The sequence below is a fragment of the Streptomyces sp. NPDC053427 genome, assembly GCF_044544985.1.
Taxonomy (GTDB): Bacteria; Actinomycetota; Actinomycetes; order Streptomycetales; family Streptomycetaceae; genus Streptomyces.
This window is the reverse complement of sequence record NZ_JBITYA010000005.1, coordinates 91,673-115,765: the sequence shown is the minus strand read 5'-3', so window position 1 is coordinate 115,765 and position 24,093 is coordinate 91,673. Positions and strand designations below refer to the sequence as shown.

The following is a 24,093-nucleotide window of genomic DNA, read 5'->3' as shown; positions in this document are numbered from 1 at the left end:
GCAGCGGCGCAAACGTCGGTGGATACCCACGTCTTGAAATCCTCTGGAGGCACCTCCATGTCTCGTCGCGATGACACCGTTTTCCCGTTGACCGCCGCGCAGCGCGAAATCTGGCTGGCAGAACAACGGTCGGGCAGGGCGCTACCGACCTACCGGATCGGTGAGTACCTGGACATCCACGGTCCGATCGACCCGGTGAGGTTCGAGACTGCCCTGCGGCAGGTCGTCGCGGAGACCGATGCGTTGCACGTCCGCATTGCGGAGGGGGACGACGGCCCGCGGCAGGTGGTTCGTGAGGTGCCGGACTGGCGACTGCCGTGCGTCGACGTCAGTACGGAATCCGATCCGGCGGCCGCGGCCGTGCAGTGGATGACCGCCGACCTGGCCCGCCCGATGGACCTCGCGCGCGACAACCCCTTCAGGTACGCCCTCTTCACCCTGGGGCCCGGACACTTCCGCTGGTACCAGAGCTACCACCACATCATGATGGACGGGTTCGGCTACTCCCTCGTGGCGCGGCGGCTGGCGGAGACCTACACGGCGCTGGTGGACGGCCGACCGGTCCCACCCGCCGCTTTCGGTTCACTGCGGGACCTGGTGGACAGCGACCGCGCGTACCGGGCGTCCGAGCAGTTTGCGGCGGACCGCGGCTACTGGACGGAGCGGTTTGCCGACTGCCCCGAACCGACCAGGATCGCCGGGGTCTCCTCCGGCGACCACCCCGGGGGCACCGTCCACAAGACGACGCTCGCGACGCCGGCGCGTCCGGACGCTCTGCAGGCAGCCGCAGGCCGGACCGGGGTGCGCTGGTCGCGGATCCTGATCGCGGCGATGGTGCTGTACGCCCACCGGCTGACCGGCGCGCGTGACGTCGTGCTCGGTCTGATCGTGACGGGCCGCACGGGTACCGATACCCGTACCCACTCCGTTCCCGGAGCGGTGTCCAACGCGGTACCGCTGCGCCTCGCGGTGCGGCCCGACACCCGGTGGTCCGAGCTCGTGCATCAGGTGGCGGAGGAAGTCGACCGCGCCCTGCACCACCAGCGCTACCGCAGCGAGGACCTCCAACGCGACCTCGCCCTGCCCGGCGGCGTCGGCGCGGCGTTGCCCCTGGCAGTCAACATCATGTCGTTCGACTACGACATCAGCTTCGCCGGACACCCGGCCACGGCGCACAATCTCTCCCAGGCGACCAACGGCGCCCTCACCGCCTGGGTGCTCGACCGGCGGAACGGATCAGGACCGCGGCTCCAACTGCACGGTGCCGCGGAAACGTACGGTGAGACCGAACTCGCCGGCCATCAGGGGCGTTTGCTCAAGCTCCTCGACGACGTCGCGGACGCCGATCCGGAGCAGCAGGTCAGCGAGTTCGACGTGCTGTCGGCCGAGGAACGCCGGGAGCTGCTGGTCGCGCGTAACGACACGGCGGTCGACGTCTCCGCCACCAGCATCCCCGCGCTGTTCGAGGCGCAGGTGGCCGCGACGCCGGATGCGGTCGCCGTGGTGTCCGAAGCTGCCACGCTCACCTACGGCGAGCTCAACGCGCGGGCCAACCGGCTCGCGCATGTGCTGATGGCCCGCGGCGCCGGACCGGAGCTGCTCGTGGCCTTGGCGCTGCCGCGCTCGGCCGACCTGGTGGTGGCCATTCTCGCGGTGCTGAAGACCGGGGCGGCGTACGTTCCGGTGGATCCGGACTATCCGCCGGCCAGGATCGCGGCCACGCTGGACGACGCGCGCCCCGTACTGCTGCTCACCGACAGGGGTACCGCTGAGCGGCTGCCCGCCGTGCGGCCGGCGGAGTGTCTGCTGCTGGACGACGAAGAACTCGCCGCCGTGGTGAAGACGAGTCCGCGGACGGATCCGGCCGTGGACGTGGACCCGCGGAACCCCGCCTACGTCGTCTACACCTCCGGCTCCACCGGCACACCCAAGGGCGTCGTGGTCAGCCACGGAAGCGTGGCGAATCTGGAGGCCCACCACCGTGTCGCGGTGTTCGGCCCGGCGGGGGCCGAACTCGGGCGCCGTTTCCTGCGGGTGGCGTTGACGACTTCGGTGTCGTTCGACGCCTCCTGGGACCAACTGTCAAGCCTCCTCGCAGGTCATGAGCTGCATGTGGCCGACCGGGAGACATGGACCGACCCGGATGCCGCGGTCGCCTGGCTGACCCGTCGGCGGATCGACTTCGTCGAGGCGACGCCGTCGTACCTGCGGGAGTTGATCTCGAGCGGCCTGCTGAGTGATCCGCGGTGCCGTCCGGCGGTCGTCGTGGTCGGCGGCGAGGCCGTCCCGGAGCCACTCTGGCGGGAACTGGCGGCCGCGGAAGGGGTGCGCTGCCTCAACTTCTACGGCCCGTCCGAATGCACCGTCGACGCGGTCGTCGCGCCGGTGGACGCCGCGCCGCGTCCGGTGATCGGCCGCCCGGTCGCCAACACCCGGGTCTACGTGCTGGACGCCGCGCTGCGGCCGCTGCCCTCCGGCGTGGCGGGCGAGCTCTACCTCGCCGGCTCCGGCCTGGCCCGCGGCTATCTGCACCGGCCGGGGCGCACGGCGGAGCGGTTCGTGGCCGACCCGTTCGGGCCGGCCGGGGCCCGCATGTACCGCACCGGGGACGTGGTGCGGTGGGACGCGAACGGTGAGCTGGAATTCCTGGGGCGCGCCGACGACCAGGTCAAGATCCGCGGCTTCCGTATCGAGCCGGGCGAGATCGAGGCCGTACTCGCCGGACACTCGGGTGTCGGCCGGACTGCCGTCGTCGCCCGGCAGGAACACCCGGACGACGCCCGGCTGGTCGCCTACGTCGTGCCCGCGCCGGACCGCACGCTGCTGCCGGACGAACTGCGCGGACATCTGCGGGAGCGCCTGCCCGGCCACATGGTGCCGTCAGCGTTCGTGATGCTGGACGAGCTGCCGCTCACGCCGAACGGAAAGCTGGACCGGCGCGCCCTGCCGACACCCGATCGCGGATCCGAGACGCCGGGGCGAGCCCCGCGTACCCCGCAGGAACAGATCCTGGGCGAGCTGTTCGGCGAGATCCTCGGGATGCCGGCAGTCGGCGTGGACGATGACTTCTTCGACCTGGGCGGTCACTCCCTGCTGGCCATGCGGCTGGCCGCCCGGGTGCGTTCCGTCCTGGGCGTGGAGCTGAGCCTGGGCACCCTCTTCGACGCGCCGACCGTCGCGGAACTGGCCGCCGCACTGGACGGTGCCGGACGGGCGCGTCCCGCGCTGGCCGTGTACGAGCGGCCGGACGTGATGCCGCTCTCGCACGCCCAGCGTCGGTTGTGGTTCCTGCAGCGGATGGGGGGTGCGAGCGCGACGTACAACATCCCGGTGGCGCTGCGGTTGTCGGGTGAGTTGGACGAGGCGGCTCTGGAGGCCGCGCTGGCGGATGTGGTGGCGCGGCACGAGAGCCTGCGGACGGTGTTTCCCGAGGTCGATGGTGTGCCGTGCCAGCGGGTTCTTGACGTGGCGGAGGTGGGTCTGCGGCTGCCTGTGACGGCCGTGGAGGAGTCGAAGCTGCGGGACCGGCTGGCGGAGTCGGTGGGGCGCGGGTTCGATCTGGCGGTGGAGCTGCCGGTGCGGGCGGAGTTGTTCGCGCTGGGTCCGGATGAGCATGTGCTGCTGGTGGTGGTGCATCACATCGCGGGTGATGGTTGGTCGATGGGACCGTTGTCGCGGGATGTGGCGGCGGCGTATGCGGCGCGGTGTCGGGGTGCGGAGCCCGGGTGGGAGCCGTTGCCGGTGCAGTACGCGGACTACGCCCTGTGGCAGCGGGACCTGCTGGGTGAGGAGTCGGATCGGGAGAGTCTGTTCGCTCGGCAGAGCGCGTACTGGGCGGAGAACCTGGCCGGGCTGCCGGAACAGATCCAGCTGCCGACGGACCACCCACGCCCCGCGACGAGCTCCCACCGCGGTGACCGGGTAACGGTCCGGCTGGACGCGGAGTTGCACCGGGGCCTGCGCCGACTCGCCCGAGACACCGGGTCAAGCCTGTTCATGGTGGTGCAGGCGGGGCTGGCGGCGCTGCTCGGCAAGCTCGGTGCCGGCACCGACATCCCCGTAGGCACTCCCGTCGCGGGACGCACCGACGAAGCCATGGACGATCTGGTCGGCTTCTTCGTCAACACGCTGGTGCTGCGTACGGATCTCTCCGGTGACCCGACGTTCACCGAACTGCTGGGCCGGGTACGGGAGAACGCCCTCGCCGCCTACGCGCACCAGGACCTGCCGTTCGAGCATCTGGTGGAAGCCCTCAACCCGGTGCGGTCGCTGTCGCACCACCCGCTCTTCCAGACCATGCTGACGCTGCAGAACGCCCCGTTCGGCGAGTTCGACCTGCCCGGACTGCGCGTCTCCGCGGACCTGGTCCCCACACGGACCGCCAAGTGCGATCTGACCTTCAGCCTTGCCGAGGAACGCCTCGCGGACGGTGCTCCGGCCGGGCTCAGGGGCACCGTCGAATACAGCACCGACCTGTTCGACGCGGCCACCGTCGAAGGGATCGTCCAACGGTGGGCACGGCTGCTGGCAGCGGTGGTCGCCGATCCCGGACAGCGGATCGGGCGGGTCGACGTGCTGTCGGCGCAGGAGCGCCACGAGCTGCTGCCCGCCCGCGACGCTGCTGTTGCGGAGCCCCCCGCAACCACCGTCACCGCGCTGTTCGAGGAGCAGGTACGGGCGACGCCGGACGCCGTGGCCGTGGTGTCCGGGGCGACCTCTCTCACGTACGGCGAGCTGAACGCCCGGGCCAACCGGCTCGCCCATCTGCTGATCGGCCACGGCGTCGGGCCCGAGGGCCTGGTGGCACTGGCACTACCGCGCTCGGCGGAACTCGTGGTGGCGGTCCTCGCGGTGCTCAAGGCGGGGGCGGCGTACGTTCCGCTCGACCCCGCGTATCCTGCGGCGCGGATCGCCTTCATGCTGCAGGACGCGCGTCCTGCCCTCCTCCTGACCACCACGGGGACGGGCGGTGCCCTGCCCGAAGACGCCGCTCCGGTCGACCGGCTGTTGCTGGACGACCCGTCGACCGTGGCCCGCGTAGCGGCATGCCCGGACGAGGACCCGCGTGCCGCCGCGGCGCCGGGGCACCCTGCCTACGTCATCTACACCTCGGGTTCGACGGGGAAGCCCAAGGGCGTCGTCATTCCGCACCGGAACGTGGTGCGCCTGTTCGATGCGACGCGGCACTGGTTCCACTTCTCCGCCGACGACGTGTGGACGCTGTTCCACAGTTACGCCTTCGACTTCTCCGTGTGGGAGCTGTGGGGCCCGCTGCTGCACGGCGGCCGGCTGGTCGTCGTCTCCAACGAGCTCAGCCGCTCGCCGCAGCGATTCCTCGAACTGCTCGCCCGCGAGGGCGTCACGGTGCTGAACCAGACGCCGTCCGCCTTCTACCAGCTGATGCAGGCCGACGAGGACACCCCGGGGACTTCGCTCGCCCTGCGCACGGTGATCTTCGGCGGCGAGGCGCTGGAGCTCCCCCGTCTCGCGGACTGGTACCGGCGCCATCCGGACGACGCTCCCGCACTGGTGAACATGTACGGCATCACCGAGACCACGGTGCACGTCACATACGCCGCGCTGGACCGCGACCGCGCCGCGGCCGGCGCCGCCAGCGATGTCGGCACGGCGATCCCCGACCTCCGTACCTATGTCCTGGACGACCGTCTGCGGCCCGTGCCGCCAGGCGTGCCGGGTGAGCTGTATGTGGCGGGGGCCGGGCTGGCGCGCGGCTATCTGAACCGGCCGGGGCTGACCGCCGGGCGATTCGTGGCCGACCCCTACGGGCCGCCCGGGACGCGGATGTACCGCACCGGGGACGTGGTGCGCTGGAACGCCCGGCGGACCCTGGAGTTCGTCGGCCGGGCGGACGACCAGGTCAAGGTGCGCGGCTTCCGTATCGAACCGGGCGAGATCGAGGCCGTACTCGCCGGATGCCCCGGCATCGGCCAGGCCGCCGTCGTCGCCCGGCGGGATCGGACGGACGACACGCGGCTGGTCGCCTACGTCGTTCCCGTGCCGGGCAGCGCGCTGCTGCCGGACGAGCTGCGCGCGTACGTGCGTGACCGGCTGCCCGATTACATGGTGCCTGCCGCCTTCGTGGCTCTCGACGCGTTGCCGTTGACGTCCCATGGCAAGCTCGACCGGCGCGCCCTGCCCGCTCCCGATTTCGGGGTCGCCGGTCCCGGCCGGGCGCCGCGGACGCCGCAGGAACAGCTGCTGTGCGCGTTGTTCGCGGAGGTGCTGGGCGTCGACCGGGTCGGGATCGACGACAACTTCTTCGACCTGGGCGGCCACTCCCTGCTGGCCACACGGCTCGTCTCCCGTATCCGGGCGACCTGTGGCGCCGAGGTCGAGCTCCGCGCGCTGTTCGAGGCCCCGACGGTCTCCGGACTGGCATCGAAGCTCTCCGGGGCCGGCCGGGCCCGGCCTGTGCCGGCCGCGCAGCAGCGCCCGGAGAGGGTTCCGTTGTCTTATGCGCAGCGTCGGTTGTGGTTCCTGCAGCGGATGGAGGGCGCGAGCGCGACGTACAACATCCCGGTGGCGCTGCGGTTGTCGGGTGAGTTGGACGAGGCGGCTCTGGAGGCCGCGCTGGCGGATGTGGTGGCGCGGCACGAGAGCCTGCGGACGGTGTTTCCCGAGGTCGATGGTGTGCCGTGCCAGCGGGTTCTTGACGTGGCGGAGGTGGGTCTGCGGCTGCCCGTGACGGCCGTGGACGAGTCGGAGCTGCGGGACCGGTTGGCGGAGGCGGTGGGGCGCGGGTTCGATCTGGCGGTGGAGCTGCCGGTGCGGGCGGAGTTGTTCGCGCTGGGTCCGGATGAGCATGTGCTGCTGGTGGTGGTGCATCACATTGCGGGTGATGGTTGGTCGATGGGGCCGCTGTCGCGGGATCTCGCTACCGCCTATGCGGCGCGGTGCGGGGGTGTGGAGCCGGGGTGGGAGCCGTTGGCGGTGCAGTATGCGGATTACGCCCTGTGGCAGCGGGACCTGCTGGGTGAGGAGTCGGATCGGGAGAGTCTGTTCGCTCGGCAGAGCGCGTACTGGGCGGAGAATCTGGCCGGGCTGCCGGAGCAGATCCAGCTGCCGACGGACCGGCCGCGGCCGGCAGCCACGTCGCACCGGGGCGACCTTCTCTCCCTGAAGATGGACTCGGGGCTGCATGCGGGGCTGGCCGATCTGGCGCGGCGCAGTGGGACCAGTCTGTTCATGGTGTTGCAGGCGGGGTTGGCGGCGTTGTTCACCCGGCTCGGTGCAGGTACGGACATCCCGCTCGGCAGCCCGATCGCAGGGCGTACGGACGAGGGGTTGGACGACCTGGTCGGGTTGTTCGTCAACACTCTTGTGCTGCGTACCGATACCTCGGGCGATCCGACGTTTGCCGAACTGCTGGGCCGGGTGCGGGAGAACGCGCTGGCGGCCTATGCCCATCAGGACATTCCGTTCGAGCATCTGGTGGAGGTGCTGAACCCGGCGCGGTCGCTGTCGCACCACCCGCTGTTCCAGGTCATGCTGGCGTTGCAGAACGCCCCGGTGGGCGACTTCGACCTGCCCGGACTGCGGGTCTCCGGCATGGTCGTACCGACCGGCACCGCCAGGCTCGATCTGACGTTCAGCCTCACCGAGGAACGCCGGGCGGACGGTGTCCCGGCCGGGCTCAGGGGCTTCGTCGAATACAGCACCGACCTCTATGACCGGGCCACGGTCGAGACCCTCTTTACGCGGTGGACGCGGCTGCTGGAGGCCGTCGTCGCCGACCCGGAACGGCCGATCGGCCGGATCGATGTGCTCTCCGCCGAGGAGCGGCACCGGCTGCTCGCGGACCGGAACGACACGGGCCGAGCGGTGTCGCAGGCGACCCCTCCCGCGCTGTTCGAGGCGCAGGTGCGGGCGACGCCGGACGCGGTGGCTCTGGTTTCCGGGGACGTCTCGCTGAGCTATGCGGAGCTGAATGCGCGGGCGAACCGGTTCGCGCATGCGCTGATCGAGCGCGGAGTGGGTCCGGAGCAGGTGGTGGCGCTGGCGCTGCCGCGGTCGGTGGAGCTGATCGTGGGAATGCTGGGGACGATGAAGGCGGGTGCCGCCTACCTGCCGGTCGATCCGGCGTACCCGGCGGCGCGGATCGCGTTCATGCTCGATGATGCGCGGCCCGTGCTGGTGGTGGACGATCCTGCCACGGTCGCCGGAACCGCCGACTGTCCCGACGTCGATCCGGTCGTTGCGCTCGACGTGCGGCATCCGGCGTATGTGATCTACACGTCGGGTTCGACCGGTCGTCCCAAGGGTGTGGTGGTGAGCCACGCGGGCATCGCGGGCCTGGTGGCCGCGCAGGTCGAACGGCTCGGTATCGAGGCCGGAAGTCGTGTGCTGCAGTTCGCTTCGCCGAGCTTCGATGCCTCGTTCTGGGATCTGTGCGGCGCGCTGCTGACCGGTGCTGCTCTGGTCCTGGCTCCGTCCGATGCGCCGCTTGCGGCTCTGGCGGATGGTGCCTGGGGCGTGACGCATGTGACGTTGCCGCCGTCGGTGCTGGCGTCTGTGGCGGAGGGTGAGCTGGCGGCGTCGACGCTGGTGGTGGCGGGGGAGGCGTGTTCGGCGGAGTTGGTGGCGCGGTGGGCGCCGGGGCGTCGGATGATCAATGCGTACGGTCCGACGGAGACGACGGTGTGCGCGACGATGAGCGAGCCGCTCGCGCCGTTCGTCGGTGTGCCGCCGATCGGTCGTCCGATCACCAACACCCGGGCCTATGTCCTCGACGCCGGGCTTCAGCCGGTGCCGCCCGGTGTGGCGGGGGAGTTGTACGTCGCCGGTGCGGGTCTGGCCCGCGGCTATCTCAACCGGCCCGGTCTGACGGCGGAGCGGTTCGTGGCCGATCCGTACGGGCCGGTTGGTTCGCGGATGTACCGCACGGGCGACGTGGTGCGTTGGCGGGCGGACGGCGAGCTGGAATTCCTCGGCCGGGTGGACGAGCAGGTCAAGGTGCGGGGGTTCCGTGTCGAGCCCGGTGAGGTCGAGGCTGTGCTTGCCGGGCATCCCGGGGTCGCCCGGGCCGCTGTGATCGCCCGGGACGACCGGCTGGTCGGCTATGTCGTTCCCGACGCGGAGTGCACCCCCGAGCCCGTCGAACTGCGCGGTCATCTGCGGGAGCGGCTGCCCGATTACATGGTTCCGTCGTCGTTCGTTCTCCTCGAACGTCTTCCGCTGATGCTGAACGGGAAGCTGGACCGCGGGGCACTACCGGCTCCGGACTTCGGATCCGACGGGGGCCGCGGGCCGGCGCCGCGGACGCCGCAGGAACAGCTGCTGGCGGAGCTGTTCGCCGAGGTGCTGGGCGTGGGCGAGGTCGGGGTCGGGGTCGACGAGAGCTTCTTCGACCTCGGTGGGCATTCGCTGCTGGCGACGCGTCTGATGTCGCGAGTGCGCACGGTGCTCGGCGTCGAAGTCGAGCTGCGCGCTCTCTTCGAGGCCCCCACCGTGGCCGGACTGGCCGCGAAACTCGCGGAGATGGGGCAGGCCAGGACCGCGCTCACCAGGTACGAGCGTCCGGAGCGGGTACCGCTGTCGTTCGCGCAGCGCCGTCTGTGGTTCCTCCACCGCTTGGAAGGGCCGAGCGCCACGTACAACATCCCGCTGTCGCTGCGGTTGTCGGGCGAGCTGAACCGATCCGCGCTGGAGGCGGCGCTGGCAGACGTGGTGGCGCGGCACGAGACCCTGCGGACGGTCTTCGCGGAGATCGACGGGGCACCGTACCAGCGCGTTCTGGAGGCAGCGGAGGCCGAGCTGCCGCTGCCGCTCACCGGGACCACCGAGGGGGAGCTACGCACCCGGCTCGCCGAGGCGGCCCGATACGCCTTCGACCTGGAGGCGGAACCGCCGGTGCGGGCGGAGCTGTTCGCCCTGGCGCCGGACGAGCATGTGCTGCTGCTGGTCGTGCACCACATCGCCGGGGACGGTTGGTCGGCGGGACTGCTGGCGCGCGATGTCGCGGCGGCGTACGACGCACGGTGCCTTGGCGCGAAGCCGGAGTGGTCGCCGCTCCCGGTGCAGTACGCGGACTACACCCTGTGGCAGCGGGACCTGCTCGGTGACGTCGCCGACCCGGACAGCCGGCTCGCCGAGCAGCTCCTCTTCTGGACCGAGCACCTCACCGGGCTGCCGGAGCGGATCCAGCTGCCGACGGACCGCCCGCGGCCGGCCGTGGCCTCGTACGAGGGCGACCACCTCACCTTCGAGCTGAGTCCCACGCTTCATGCCGAGCTGACCGACCTGGCGCGTCGCTCCGGGGCCAGCCTCTTCATGGTGTTGCAGGCCGGGCTGGCGGCGCTGCTGGGCAAGCTCGGTGCCGGTACGGACATCCCGGTCGGCAGCCCCATCGCCGGCCGCACCGACCGGGAGCTGGACGATCTTGTCGGCTTCTTCGTCAACACGCTGGTGCTGCGCACCGACCTCTCCGGTGATCCGACCTTCGCCGAACTGCTGGGTCAGGTCCGGGAGAACGCGCTCGGAGCCTATGCCCACCAGGACATTCCGTTCGAGCAGTTGGTGGAGGCGCTGAACCCCGCCCGGTCGCTGTCGCACCACCCGCTGTTCCAGGTCATGCTGGCGCTCCACAACGCACCGGTCGAGGACTACGACCTGCCGGGGCTGCGGCTCTCCACCGTTCCGGTCGCCACCGGTACGGCGAAGTTCGACCTGTTCTTCGCCCTGTCCGAACGCCGCGGACCGGACGGCGGCCCGGGCGGCCTCGTCGGAGCGGTCGAGTACGCCACCGACCTGTACGACGCGGCCACGATCGAGACGCTCATCACCCGGTGGACGCGGCTGCTGGACGCCGTCGTCGCCGATCCGGAGCAGCGGATCGGGCGGGTCGACGTGCTGTCGGCCGAGGAGCGCCGGGAGCTGCTGGTCGCCCGTAACGACACGGCGGTCGACGTCTCCGCCACCAGCATCCCCGCGCTGTTCGAGGCCCAGGTGGCCGCGACGCCGGAGGCGATCGCCGTCGTCTGCGAAGACGCCACGCTCACCTACGACGAGCTCAACGCCCGGGCCAACCGGCTCGCGCAGGTGCTGATCGCGCGCGGCGTCGGACCCGAGGCGGTCGTCGCCCTCGCGCTGCCCCGCTCCGCCGAGTTCGTCGTCGCGATGCTGGCCGTGTTCAAAGCGGGGGCGGCCTATCTGCCGGTGGACCCGGAGTATCCGGCGGCCCGCATCGCGTTCATGCTCAGGGACGCGGCACCGGCGCTGCTGCTGACCACTGCCGAGACGGCCGATCTCGTCCCCGCGGACATCGGGGCGCCGTGCCTGGTGCTCGATGACACGATGGTCGCGGAAACGCTGAGCTCCGGCGCGGCGTCCGACCCCACCGACGCCGACCGGGTCGCCGCGCTGCTGCCGCAGCATCCGGCCTACGTCATCTACACCTCGGGCTCGACCGGCCGCCCCAAGGCCGTGATGATGCCGGCGCTCGCGTTGCTGAACCTGCTGCTCTGGCACCATCGGGCCGTCGGCGGGGGGACGGGAACCCGGACCGCTCAATTCACGGCCATCAGCTTCGACGTCTCCGTGCAGGAAATCCTGTCCGCGCTCGCCTTCGGCAAGACGCTGGTCGTGCCGTCCGAGGAGGAACGACGCAGCGCGGAACTCCTCGTCGCATGGCTGGACCGGCACCAGGTGGGGGAACTGTTCGCACCCAACCTGGTGATCGAGGCGGTCGCCGAGACCGCCAACGAGCTCGGACGGGATCTGCCGGCGCTGCGTACCCTCGCCCAGGCCGGTGAGGCGCTGCGCCTCGGGGGCCAGCTGCGGGAGTTCCAGGGGCGTGCCGCGGACCGAGTGCTGCACAACCACTACGGCCCGGCGGAGACTCATGTCGTCACCGCCGTCACATTGCCCTCGGAGCTCGATGACTGCGCCGCGCCGCCGCCGATCGGCCGGCCGATCGCCAACAGCAGCATGTACGTACTGGACACCGGGCTGCGGCCGGTGCCGACAGGGGTGCCGGGCGAGCTCTACATCGCGGGCGCGGGCCTGGCCCGCGGGTACGTGAACCGGCCGGGCCTCACCGCCGAACGGTTCGTGGCCGACCCCTACGGCCCGGCCGGGTCGCGGATGTACCGCACGGGCGACGTGGCGCGCTGGCGGGCGGACGGCGAGCTGGAGTTCCTCGGCAGAGCGGACCATCAGGTCAAGGTGCGCGGCTTCCGCGTCGAACTCGGCGAGATCGAGGCCGTACTCGCCGACTGCCCCGGCGTGGCCCGGAACGCCGTGGTCGCGCACGAGGCCCGCCCCGGCCGGCAGCAGCTCGTCGCCTACGTCGTTCCCGTGCCGGGCAGCGCGCTGCTGCCGGACGAGCTGCGCGCGTACGTGCGTGACCGGCTGCCCGATTACATGGTGCCTGCCGCCTTCGTGGTTCTCGACGCGTTGCCGTTGACGTCCCATGGCAAGCTCGATCGACGGGCCCTGCCCGCTCCCGATTTCGGGGTCGCCGGTCCCGGTCGGGCGCCGCGGACGCCGCAGGAACAGCTGCTGTGCGCGTTGTTCGCGGAGGTGCTGGGCGTCGACCGGGTCGGGATCGACGACAACTTCTTCGACCTGGGCGGGCACTCGCTGCTGGCGACGCGGCTGATGTCGCGGGTACGCGCGTCCCTCGGCATCGAGGTCGAACTGCGGACCCTCTTCGAGGCCCCCACCGCGGCCGGACTGGCCGCGGAGCTCGGCGACGCGGGACGGGCGCGCCTGGCACTGTCGGCGTACGAGCGTCCGGACCGGGTGCCGTTGTCGTATGCGCAGCGCAGGCTGTGGTTCCTGCACCGGATGGAGGGGCCGAGCGCCACCTACAACATGCCGCTGGCCTTGCGGCTGTCGGGAACCCTGGACCGGCAGGCGCTCGAGTCCGCACTGCACGACGTCGTGAGCCGGCACGAGAGCCTGCGGACTCTCTTCGCGGAGATCGATGGGGTGCCCTACCAGCGGATCGTCCCGGCGGCGGAGGCGCGGCTGCGGCTGCCCGTGACGGCCGTGGACGAGTCGGAGCTGCGGGGCCGGTTGGCGGAGGCGGCTCGGTACGGCTTCGATGTGGCGGTGGAGCTGCCGGTGCGGGCGGAGTTGTTCGCGCTCGGACGGGATGAGCATGTGCTGCTGGTGGTGATGCATCACATTGCGGGTGATGGTTGGTCGATGGGGCCGCTGTCGCGGGATCTCGCCGCCGCCTATGCGGTGCGGTGTCGGGGTGCGGAGCCGGGGTGGGCGCCGTTGCCGGTGCAGTATGCGGATTACGCCCTGTGGCAGCGGGACCTGCTGGGTGAGGAGTCGGATCGGGAGAGCCTGTTCGCTCGGCAGAGCGCGTACTGGGCCGAGAACCTGGCCGGGCTGCCGGAGCAGATCCAGCTGCCGACGGACCGGCCGCGGCCCGCGGCGACGTCCTACCGGGGCGACCTTCTCTCCCTGGGGCTGGACTCGCAGCTGCATGCGGGGCTGGCCGACCTGGCGCGGCGCAGCGGGACCAGTCTGTTCATGGTGTTGCAGGCGGGGCTGGCGGCGCTGTTCACCCGGCTCGGTGCCGGGACCGACATCCCGCTCGGCAGCCCGATCGCAGGGCGTACGGACGAGGGGTTGGACGACCTGGTCGGGTTGTTCGTCAACACCCTTGTGCTGCGCACCGACACCTCGGGCGATCCGACCTTTGCCGAACTGCTGAGCCGAGTGCGGGAGAACGCGCTGGCGGCGTACGCGCACCAGGACATTCCCTTCGAGCACTTGGTGGAGGCGCTGAACCCGACGCGGTCGCTGTCGCACCACCCGCTCTTCCAGACCATGCTGGCGTTGCAGAACGCCCCGATGGGCGACTTCGAGCTGCCCGGACTGCGGGTCTCGGGTCTGGCGGTACCGACCGGCTCGGCCAGGCTCGACCTGACCTTCAGCATCGCCGAGCGCCGTGCACCGGACGGCACCCCGGGCGGTCTCGACGGGGTGGTGGAGTACAGCACCGACCTGTTCGACCGGGCCACGGTCGAAACGCTCGTCGCGCGGTGGACGCGTGTGCTGGCCGCGGCGGTAGCCGACCCGGAACAGCCGCTCAGCACGATCGGCGTACTTGGTGCGGACGAACGGCACCGGCTGCTGCACGAGTGCAACGGCACCGCGAAACCGCTGCCCGCCACCACGCTTGCCGCGGCGTTCGAGGAACGCGTGCGCGCGCAGCCGGACGCGGACGCGGTCGTGTCCGGAGACACGAGCGTCACTTACGGCGAACTGAACGCGCGGGCCAACCGGTTCGCCCATGCGCTGATCGAGCGCGGAGTGCGCCCGGAGCAGGTCGTCGCCCTGGCCCTGCCGCGTTCCGTCGAACTCGTGGTGGCCGTTCTCGCGGTGGCGAAGGCGGGTGCCGCCTACCTGCCGGTCGATCCGGCGTACCCGGCGGCGCGGATTGCGTTCATGCTCGATGATGCGCGGCCGGTGCTGGTCGTCGATGACCCGGCTCTCGTCACCGGCACGGAGAGGTACCCGGACGTCGATCCGGTTGTCGCGCTCGACGTGCGGCATCCGGCGTATGTGATCTACACGTCGGGTTCGACCGGTCGTCCCAAGGGTGTGGTGGTGAGCCACGCGGGCATCGCGGGCCTGGTGGCCGCGCAGGTCGAACGGCTCGGTATCGAGGCCGGAAGTCGTGTGCTGCAGTTCGCTTCGCCGAGCTTCGATGCCTCGTTCTGGGATCTGTGCGGCGCGCTGCTGACCGGTGCTGCTCTGGTCCTGGCTCCGTCCGATGCGCCGCTTGCGGCTCTGGCGGATGGTGCCTGGGGCGTGACGCATGTGACGTTGCCGCCGTCGGTGCTGGCGTCTGTGGCGGAGGGTGAGCTGGCGGCGTCGACGCTGGTGGTGGCGGGGGAGGCGTGTTCGGCGGAGTTGGTGGCGCGGTGGGCGCCGGGGCGTCGGATGATCAATGCGTACGGTCCGACGGAGACGACGGTGTGCGCGACGATGAGCGAGCCGCTTGCGCCGTCCGTCGGTGTGCCGCCGATCGGTCGTCCGATCGTCAATGCCCGGGTGTATGTCCTTGACGGCGGGCTTCAGCCGGTGCCGTCGGGTGTGGCGGGGGAGTTGTACGTCGCCGGTGCGGGTCTGGCCCGCGGGTACCTGAACCGGCCGGGTCTGACGGCGGGGCGGTTCGTGGCCGATCCGTACGGGCCGGTTGGTTCGCGGATGTACCGCACGGGCGATGTGGTGCGTTGGCGGGCGGACGGCGATCTGGAATTCCTCGGCCGGGCGGATGAGCAGGTCAAGGTGCGGGGGTTCCGTATCGAGCCCGGTGAGGTCGAGGCCGTGCTTGCCGCGCATCCCGGGGTCGCCCGGGCCGCCGTGATCGCCCGGGACGACCGGCTGGTCGGCTATGCCGTGCCTGCCCCGGGCGCCGTTGTCCGATCGGTCGAGCTTCGCGAGTATCTGCGGCAGCGACTGCCGGACCACCTGGTGCCGTCGGCGTTCGTGCTGCTGGACGGCCTGCCGCTGGCGCCGAGCGGGAAGCTGGACCGTGCTGCCTTGCCGACTCCGGAGTTCGATCCGGTCGTCACGGGCGGGCGAGCGCCGCGGACGCCGCGGGAGCAGCTGCTGGCGGAGCTGTTCGCCGAGGTGCTGGGCGTGGGCGAGGTCGGGGTCGATGAGAGCTTCTTCGACCTCGGTGGGCATTCGCTGCTGGCGACGCGTCTGATGTCGCGGGTGCGCACGGTGCTCGGCGTCGAGGCGGAGCTGCGGACCCTGTTCGAGGCACCGACCGTGGCCGGTCTGGCGGCCCGCCTGGGTGGCGCGGATGCTGCGCGGCCGACGCCGACCGCGTGCGAGCATCCCGACGTGGTGCCGCTGTCGTTCGCCCAGCGCCGCCTGTGGTTCCTCCACCAGATGGAAGGGCCCGGCGCCACCTACAACATTCCGCTGGCGCTGCGGCTGTCGGGCGAGTTGAACGAATCGGCGCTGGAGGCGGCGCTGGCGGACGTGATGGCGCGGCACGAGAGCCTGCGGACGGTCTTCGCGGAGGTCGACGGGGTGCCCTGCCAGCGGGTGCTGGACACGGATGTGGTCCGGCCCCGGCTGCTGGTGACCGCCACCGGCCGGAAGGAACTGCCGGGGCGGCTGGCGGAGGCGGCGCGGTACGCGTTCGACCTGGCGGGGGAACTCCCGCTGCGGGCGGAGCTGTTCGCCGTCGCACCGGACGAGCACGTGCTGCTGATGACGGTGCACCACATCGCCGGCGACGGATGGTCGATGGGGCCGCTGTCCCGCGACTTCGCGGCGGCGTACGCGGCCCGTTGCGTCGGTGACAAGCCGGAGTGGTCGCCGTTGCCGGTGCAGTACGCGGACTACACCCTGTGGCAGCGGGATCTGCTCGGTGACGTCGCCGACCCGGACAGCCGGCTCGCCCGGCAGCTCGCCTACTGGACCGAGCACCTCACCGGGCTGCCGGAGTGCATCCAGCTGCCGACGGACCGCCCGCGCCCGCCCGTGGCCTCGTACGAGGGCGACCACCTCACCGTCGAGCTGAGCCCCGACGTGCATTGCGGACTGGCCGCGCTGGCCCGCCGTACCGGGGCCAGCATGTTCATGGTCCTGCACGCCGCATGCGCGGCGTTGTTCACCCGGCTGGGTGCCGGTACCGACATCCCGGTCGGCAGTCCCCTCGCGGGCCGTACGGACCAGGCGCTGGACGATCTCGTCGGGTTCTTCGTCAACACTCTTGTGCTGCGCACCGACACCTCGGGCGATCCGACCTTTGCCGAACTGCTGGGCCGGGTGCGGGAGAACGCGCTGGCGGCCTATGCCCATCAGGACATTCCGTTCGAGCATCTGGTGGAGGTGCTGAACCCGGCGCGGTCGCTGTCGCACCACCCGCTGTTCCAGGTCATGCTGGCGTTGCAGAACGCCCCGATGGGCGACTTCGAGCTGCCGGGGCTGCGGGTGTCCGGCGTGCCGGCACCGACGGGCACGGCCAAGTTCGACCTGGGCTTCAGCCTGTGCGAGCGATACGGCTCGGACGGCGCCCCCGGTGGCATCGCCGGCGCGGTGGAGTACGCCACCGACCTCTACGACCGGGCCACGGTCGAGACGCTCATCGCGCGGTGGACGCGGCTGCTGGAGGCCGTCGCCGCCGACCCGGAAGCGCCGATCGGCCGGATCGATCTGCTCTCCTCCGAGGAGCGGGGCCGCCTGCTGGGCGACTACAACGCCACCGAGGGCGCCGTCGATTCCGGCCCTCTGCCCGACTCCTTCCAGGAACGGGTGGCGGCGTCGCCGGACGCGGTGGCTCTGGTCTCCGGGGACGTCTCGCTGAGCTATGCGGAGCTGAATGCGCGGGCGAACCGCTTCGCGCATGCGCTGATCGAGCGGGGCGTGGGTCCGGAGCAGGTGGTGGCGCTGGTGCTGCCGCGGTCGGTGGAGCTGGTCGTCGGGCTGCTGGGGACGATGAAGGCGGGGGCGGCGTATCTGCCGGTCGATCCGGCGTACCCGGCGGCGCGGATTGCGTTCATGCTCGATGATGCGCGGCCGGTGCTGGTGGTGGACGACCCAGCTGTCGTCACCGGCACGGAGGGGTACCCGGACGTCGATCCGGTCGTCGCGCTCGACATGCGGCATCCGGCGTATGTGATCTACACGTCGGGTTCGACCGGTCGTCCCAAGGGTGTGGTGGTGAGCCACGCCGGTATCGCCGGGTTGGTGGCCGCGCAGGTCGACCGGTTCGCGATCGATGCCGACAGCCGGGTTCTGCAGTTCGCCTCGCCGAGCTTCGACGCCTCGGTGTCGGAGCTGTTCACGACGCTGCTGGTGGGCGCGACGCTGGTGCTGCCGCCGGCCGGATCCCCGCTCGCCGCCCTGACCGACGGCGCTTGCGGGATCACCCATGTGACGTTGCCGCCGTCGGTGCTGGCGTCTGTGGCGGAGGGCGAGCTGACGGCGTCGACGCTGGTGGTGGCGGGGGAGGCGTGTTCGGCCGAGCTGGTGGCGCGGTGGGCGCCGGGGCGTCGGATGATCAATGCGTACGGTCCGACGGAGACGACGGTGTGCGCGACGATGAGCGAGCCGCTCGCGCCGTCCGCGGGTGTGCCGCCGATCGGTCGTCCGATCACCAACACCCGGGTCTACGCCCTCGACGCCGGGCTTCAGCCGGTGCCGCCCGGTGTGGCGGGGGACTTGTACGTCGCCGGTGCGGGTCTGGCCCGCGGGTACCTGAACCGGCCCGGTCTGACGGCGGGGCGGTTCGTGGCCGATCCCTACGGGCCGGCCGGTTCGCGGATGTACCGCACGGGCGATGTGGTGCGCTGGCGGGCGGACGGCGAGCTGGAATTCCTCGGCCGGGCCGACCACCAGGTCAAGGTCCGCGGATTCCGTATCGAGCCCGGTGAGGTCGAGGCGGCGCTCGCCGCGCATCCTGGCGTCGCACGGGCGGCAGTGATCGCCCGGCAGGACCGGACGGACGCGCCGGACGACAAGAGGCTCGTCGCCTATGTCGTGGCCCGCAACGCCGCCGAGGACGGTCGCGACCGCGGGCTGGAGCAGGACCATGTGGCCGAGTGGCGGGAGATCTACGACGCGCTGCCCGTCGCCGCGGAGCAGACCGCGTTCGGGCAGAACTTCACCGGATGGAACAGCAGTTACGACGCCGCGCCCCTCCCCGTGGAGCAGATGCGGGAATGGCGCGACGAGACCGTGGCACGGATCCTGGCGCTGCAACCCCGGCGGGTGCTGGAGGTCGGCGTCGGCACCGGGCTGCTGCTCTCCCAGGTGGCGCCGCACTGCGAGACGTACTGGGCCACCGACTTCTCCGCCACGGCGATCGACGAGCTGACTGCCCGGGTCGGCCGTGAACCGGGACTGGCCGAACGGGTCACCCTGCAGACCCGTCCCGCCCACGACACCGACGGACTGCCGGCCGGCACCTTCGACACCGTCGTCATCAACTCGGTCGTCCAGTACTTCCCGACCGCCGACTACCTGGCGGAGGTGATCAACCGACTGATGCGGCTGCTCGCCCCCGGCGGAACCCTGTTCATCGGCGATGTGCGCAATCTGCGTCTGCTGCGCTCGCTGACCACCGCGGTGCAGCTGCACCGGGCCGGCCCCGAAACCGACCTGCCCGCGGTGCGGCGCGCCGTGGAACAGGCCGTACTGGTCGAGAAGGAACTCCTGGTCGACCCGGACTTCTTCACGGCCCTGCGGGAGCGCGGCGAGGACATCGGCGGCATCGCCGTCCAGGTCAAGCGCGGCCGGCACCACAACGAGCTGACGCGCTACCGCTACGACGTCACGCTGCACAAGCAGCCGGTCACCCCGCACCCGCCCGGCGAGCCGGCCGAGGTGGGCTGGGGCCGGCAGGTCGCCGGCCTGGACGAGCTGCGCGCGCTCCTGACGGGGCGCGGTGCGGCCGCGCTGTGGGTCACCGGCGTGCCGAACAGCCGCGTCGTGCGGGAGGCCGCCCTCGCGCGGGCGGTGCAGTCCGACGGCGCCTCGCTCCCGGACCTCCTGGCACAGCTGCATGCCACGGACGAGGGCGACCTCGTCGACCTGGAGGCGTTCCACGAGCTCGGACGGGAGTACGGCTGCTGGGTGGGCATCACCTGGTCGCCCACCGCGGCCGACGCCGTGGACGTCGTCTTCGCCGACCCGCCGGCGTCGCCGTCGGCCGCCCCCGTCGACCTGTGCCGGCCCGCCCGGTCCCCGGGTACCTCGCCGACCTCGTTGACGAACACCCCGACCGGCAGCCGCGGAACCAGCGCCCTCATCCATGAACTGCGCGACCATCTGGCCGAGCGGCTGCCCGACTACCTGGTGCCGTCCGCGTTCGTGATGCTGGACGAGCTGCCGCTGTCGGCCGGCGGAAAGCTGGACCGCGGCGCGCTGCCGGCTCCCGAGCTGGGTTCCGCCGGGGCCGGGCGGGCGCCGCGCACTCCGCAGGAGCAGCTCCTCGGCGAGCTGTTCGCCGAGGTGCTCGGGCTCGCGCAGGTCGGCGTCGACGACAACTTCTTCGATCTGGGCGGGCATTCGCTGCTGGCGACCCGCCTGGTGTCCCGTATCCGTGCGACCTTCGGCGCCGAACTGGACGTGCGGGTCCTGTTCGAGGCGCCGACGGTGGCGGGCCTCGCGGTCCGCCTGGACGACGCGGGGCGGGCGCGGCCCGCGCTGACGACCTGCGAACGCCCGGAGCGGGTACCGCTGTCGTTCGCCCAGCGCCGCCTGTGGTTCCTGCACCAGATGGAGGGCCCCGGCGCCACGTACAACATGCCGCTGGCGCTGCGGCTCTCCGGCGACCTCGACCGGCGGGCGCTGCACGACGCGCTGGCGGACGTGGTGGCTCGGCACGAGAGTCTGCGCACCGTCTTCCGCGCCTCCGGCGGCGTGCCCTACCAGCACGTCCTGTCCCCGGCGGAAGCCCGCCCGAGCATGCCCGTCGTCGAAACCGACACGGCCGGGCTCCCGGAACGGCTCGCGGAAGGGGCGCGACGCGGATTCGACCTGGCGACGGAACTGCCCGTACGGGCGGAGCTGTACGCGACGGCCGCCGACGCACACGTACTGCTGATCGTGGTGCACCACATCGCCGGCGACGGCTGGTCCATGGGACCGCTCTCCCGCGATCTCGCGCTGGCGTACGCGGCGCGGTGCCGGGGCGACGTGCCGGAGTGGACGCCACTGCCGGTGCAGTACGCGGACTACACCCTGTGGCAGCGGCACCTGCTCGGCGAGGCGTCCGACCCGGACAGTCGCTTCGCCGCCCAACTGCTCTACTGGAAGGAGACGTTGGCCGGACTGCCCGAGCAGCTGCAGCTGCCCACCGACCGGCCCCGGCCCGCGACGGCCTCCTACCGCGGCGGCCAGCTGCCGGTGCGGATGGACGCGGAACTGCACCGGGGCCTGCGCGACCTGGCCACGGCGCACGGCGCGAGCACGTTCATGGTGCTGCAGGCCGGGCTCGCCGCCCTGCTGAGCAGGCTCGGCGCCGGGACCGACATCCCCATCGGCAGCCCCATCGCCGGCCGCACCGACCAGGCGCTGGACGACCTCGTCGGCTTCTTCGTCAACACCCTCGTCCTGCGCACCGACACCTCCGGCGACCCCACCTTCGCCGAACTGCTCGGCCAGGTACGGGAGAAGGCGCTCGCCGCCTACGCCCATCAGGACGTGCCCTTCGAATACCTCGTCGAGGCACTCAACCCGGCCCGGTCGCTCTCCCACCACCCGCTGTTCCAGGTGATGCTCGGCCTGCAGAACGCGCCGACCGGCGAGTTCACCCTGCCGGGGCTGGACACCGGTTTCGCGTCGGCGCCGACCGGCACCGCCCGGGTGGACCTGACCTTCAGCCTCGCTGAACAGTACGGGCCGGACGGCGTCCCCGGCGGGGTCCTCGGGGCCGTGGAGTACGCCACCGACCTGTTCGACCGGTCGACCGTCGAGGCGCTCTTCGCGCGGTGGATCCGGCTGCTCCGGGCGGTGGTCGCCGACCCGGGGCGGCCGATCGGCCGGATCGACGTCGTCTCCGCCGAGGAACGCCACCGGCTGCTGGTCGAGAACAACGACACGGCCGCCGAGCTTCCCGGCGCGGCCCTGCCGGAGCTGTTCGCCGCGCAGGCACGGGCCACTCCCGCGGCGGTGGCGGTCGTCTCCGGCGACGCCACCCTCACGTACGCGCAACTCGACGCGCGGGCCAACCACCTCGCCCATGCGCTGCTCGCCCAGGGTGTCGGACCGGAGACCTCGGTGGCGGTCCTGCTGGAACGCTCGGCGGAGCTGGTCGTGGCGCTTCTGGCGATCGTCAAGGCGGGAGCGGCCTACGTCCCGCTCGACCCGCGCTTCCCGTCCTCCCGCGTCGACCTGATCGTCCGGGAGACCGGCGCGGCGATGGTGCTCACCCGCGACGTGCTCACCGCGCTGAGCCAGGGCAGGTCCCACGCCACGGCCCCCGCGGTCACCTGCCACCCCCGGCAGCTCGCCTACGTGATGTACACCTCCGGATCGACGGGAGAGCCGAAGGGCATCGGCGCCACGCACCACGACGTGGCGGCCCTCGCGCTGGCCCCGTGCTGGCGCGGCGGCGCCCACCAGCGGGTCCTGCTGCACTCCCCGACGGCCTTCGACGCCTCCACGTACGAGATGTGGGTGCCGCTGCTCAGCGGCGGCCGGGTCGTCGTTGCCCCCGCAGGGCAGCTGGACACCGACACGCTGCGCCGGGTGATCACGGAGCACGAGGTCACCGGGCTGTGGCTGACGTCGGGCCTGTTCCAGCTGGTGGCCGAGGAGAAGCCGGAGACCTTGACCGGGGTGCGCGAAGTGTGGGCGGGCGGCGATGTGGTGTCGGCGGCCGCGGTGGCCAAGGTGCTGGCCGCATGCCCGAAGACCGCCGTGGTCAACGGCTACGGTCCCACCGAGACCACCACCTTCGCCGCCCACCACCGGATGTGCACACCGCCGGACACCGAGCGCACCGTGCCGATCGGCCGGCCGATGGCGAACATGCGGCACTACGTGCTCGACGCCGGGCTGCGGCCGGTGCCGCCGGGCGTCGCGGGGGAGCTGTACCTTGCCGGGGCGGGCCTGGCCCGCGGCTACCTGGGCCGGCCGGCGCTGACCGCGGAGCGGTTCGTCGCCGACCCGTACGGGCCGACCGGCACCCGGATGTACCGCACCGGCGACCTGGTGCGCTCCCTGGACGACGGCAGCCTGGAATTCCTCGGCCGCGCCGACGACCAGATCAAACTGCGGGGCTTCCGCATCGAACCCGGTGAGATCGAAGCCGCGCTCGCCGCCTGCCCCGGGATCGCCCAGGCCGCGGTCATCGCCCGGGAGGACCGGCCGGGCGACAAGCGGCTCGTCGCCTACGTCGTGCCCGTACCCGACGGCCCCGACGGGGCGGCCGAGCCCGACGAGCTGTCCGGCCGGCTCCGCCGTCAACTGCCCGAGTACATGGTGCCGTCGGCGTTCGTCACCATGGACGCGCTGCCGCTGACTCCTTACGGCAAGCTGGACCGGGGCGCCCTCCCGGCCCCCGAGTACGGTGCGGCCGACGTCGGCCGCACGCCCAGGACGCCGCAGGAACAGCTGCTGTGCGACCTGTTCGCCGAAGTGCTCGGCCGGGACCGCGTCCGCATCGACGACGACTTCTTCGACCTGGGCGGGCATTCGCTGCTCGCCGCCCGCCTGGTCTCCCGCGTCCGCGCAACGCTCGGCATCGAGCTGGGGCTGCGTACGCTCTTCGAAGCGCCGACGGTGGCCGAACTGGCGGACCGCCTGGCCATGAACGACCCCGACGACGCCTTCGACATCCTCCTGCCGCTGCGGCCGACGGGACGTCACACCCCGCTGTTCTGCATCCACCCCGGCGGCGGCATCAGCTGGTCCTACTGCGGGTTGCTCAACCACGTCGGCCCGGAGCATCCGATGTACGCGATCCAGGCGCGCAGCCTGGGGCGGCCCGAACCCCGCCCGACCTCCTTCGAGGAAATGGCGGCCGACTACGCCGACCAGATCTGCAAGGCCCAGCCGAACGGCCCCTACATGCTGCTCGGCTGGTCCGCCGGCGGGCTGATCGCCCACGCCCTCGCCTGCGAGCTGCGGGCGCGCGGCGAACAGACCGTGCTGCTGGCCATCCTCGACGCCTACCCGGTGGGTGACGTCTCGTTCGACGAGCCGCCGGTGCCCACCGAGCGGGACGTCCTGGTCGGGATGCTCGACTGCGATCCGGACGAGCTGGGCGACGGGCCGCTGACCTACCCCGAGGTCGCGGAGATCCTGCGCGTCCGGGGCAGCGCGCTGGCGAACCTCGAGGAACGCCACATCGAGGCCGTCGTCGCGATCATGATCAACAACGCTCAGCTCGCGCTCGACTTCACGCCCGGCCTGTTCGACGGAGACCTGCTGCTGTTCAACTCCACCATCGACCGGGAGGAGGACTCCCCGGGCGCCGACATCTGGCGGCCGTACATCGGCGGCCGGATCGAGTCCCACGACATCACCACCCGGCACGACCGCATGACCCAGCCGGGTTCGCTGGCCCAGATCGGGCCGATCCTGGCGGCGAAGATCGCCGACATCACCCGCACCACCTCACCCACCCAGGAGAACTGA

At 71.7% G+C, this 24,093-nt stretch carries 1 protein-coding gene; it reads left to right on the top strand.

Annotated features, from left to right (window positions below):
• Positions 1 to 57 precede the first annotated feature (57 nt).
• Entirely contained in the window at positions 58 to 24,093 is a 24,036-nt protein-coding gene (locus ACIGWZ_RS15325) for a non-ribosomal peptide synthase/polyketide synthase (protein WP_400064615.1), read from the top strand.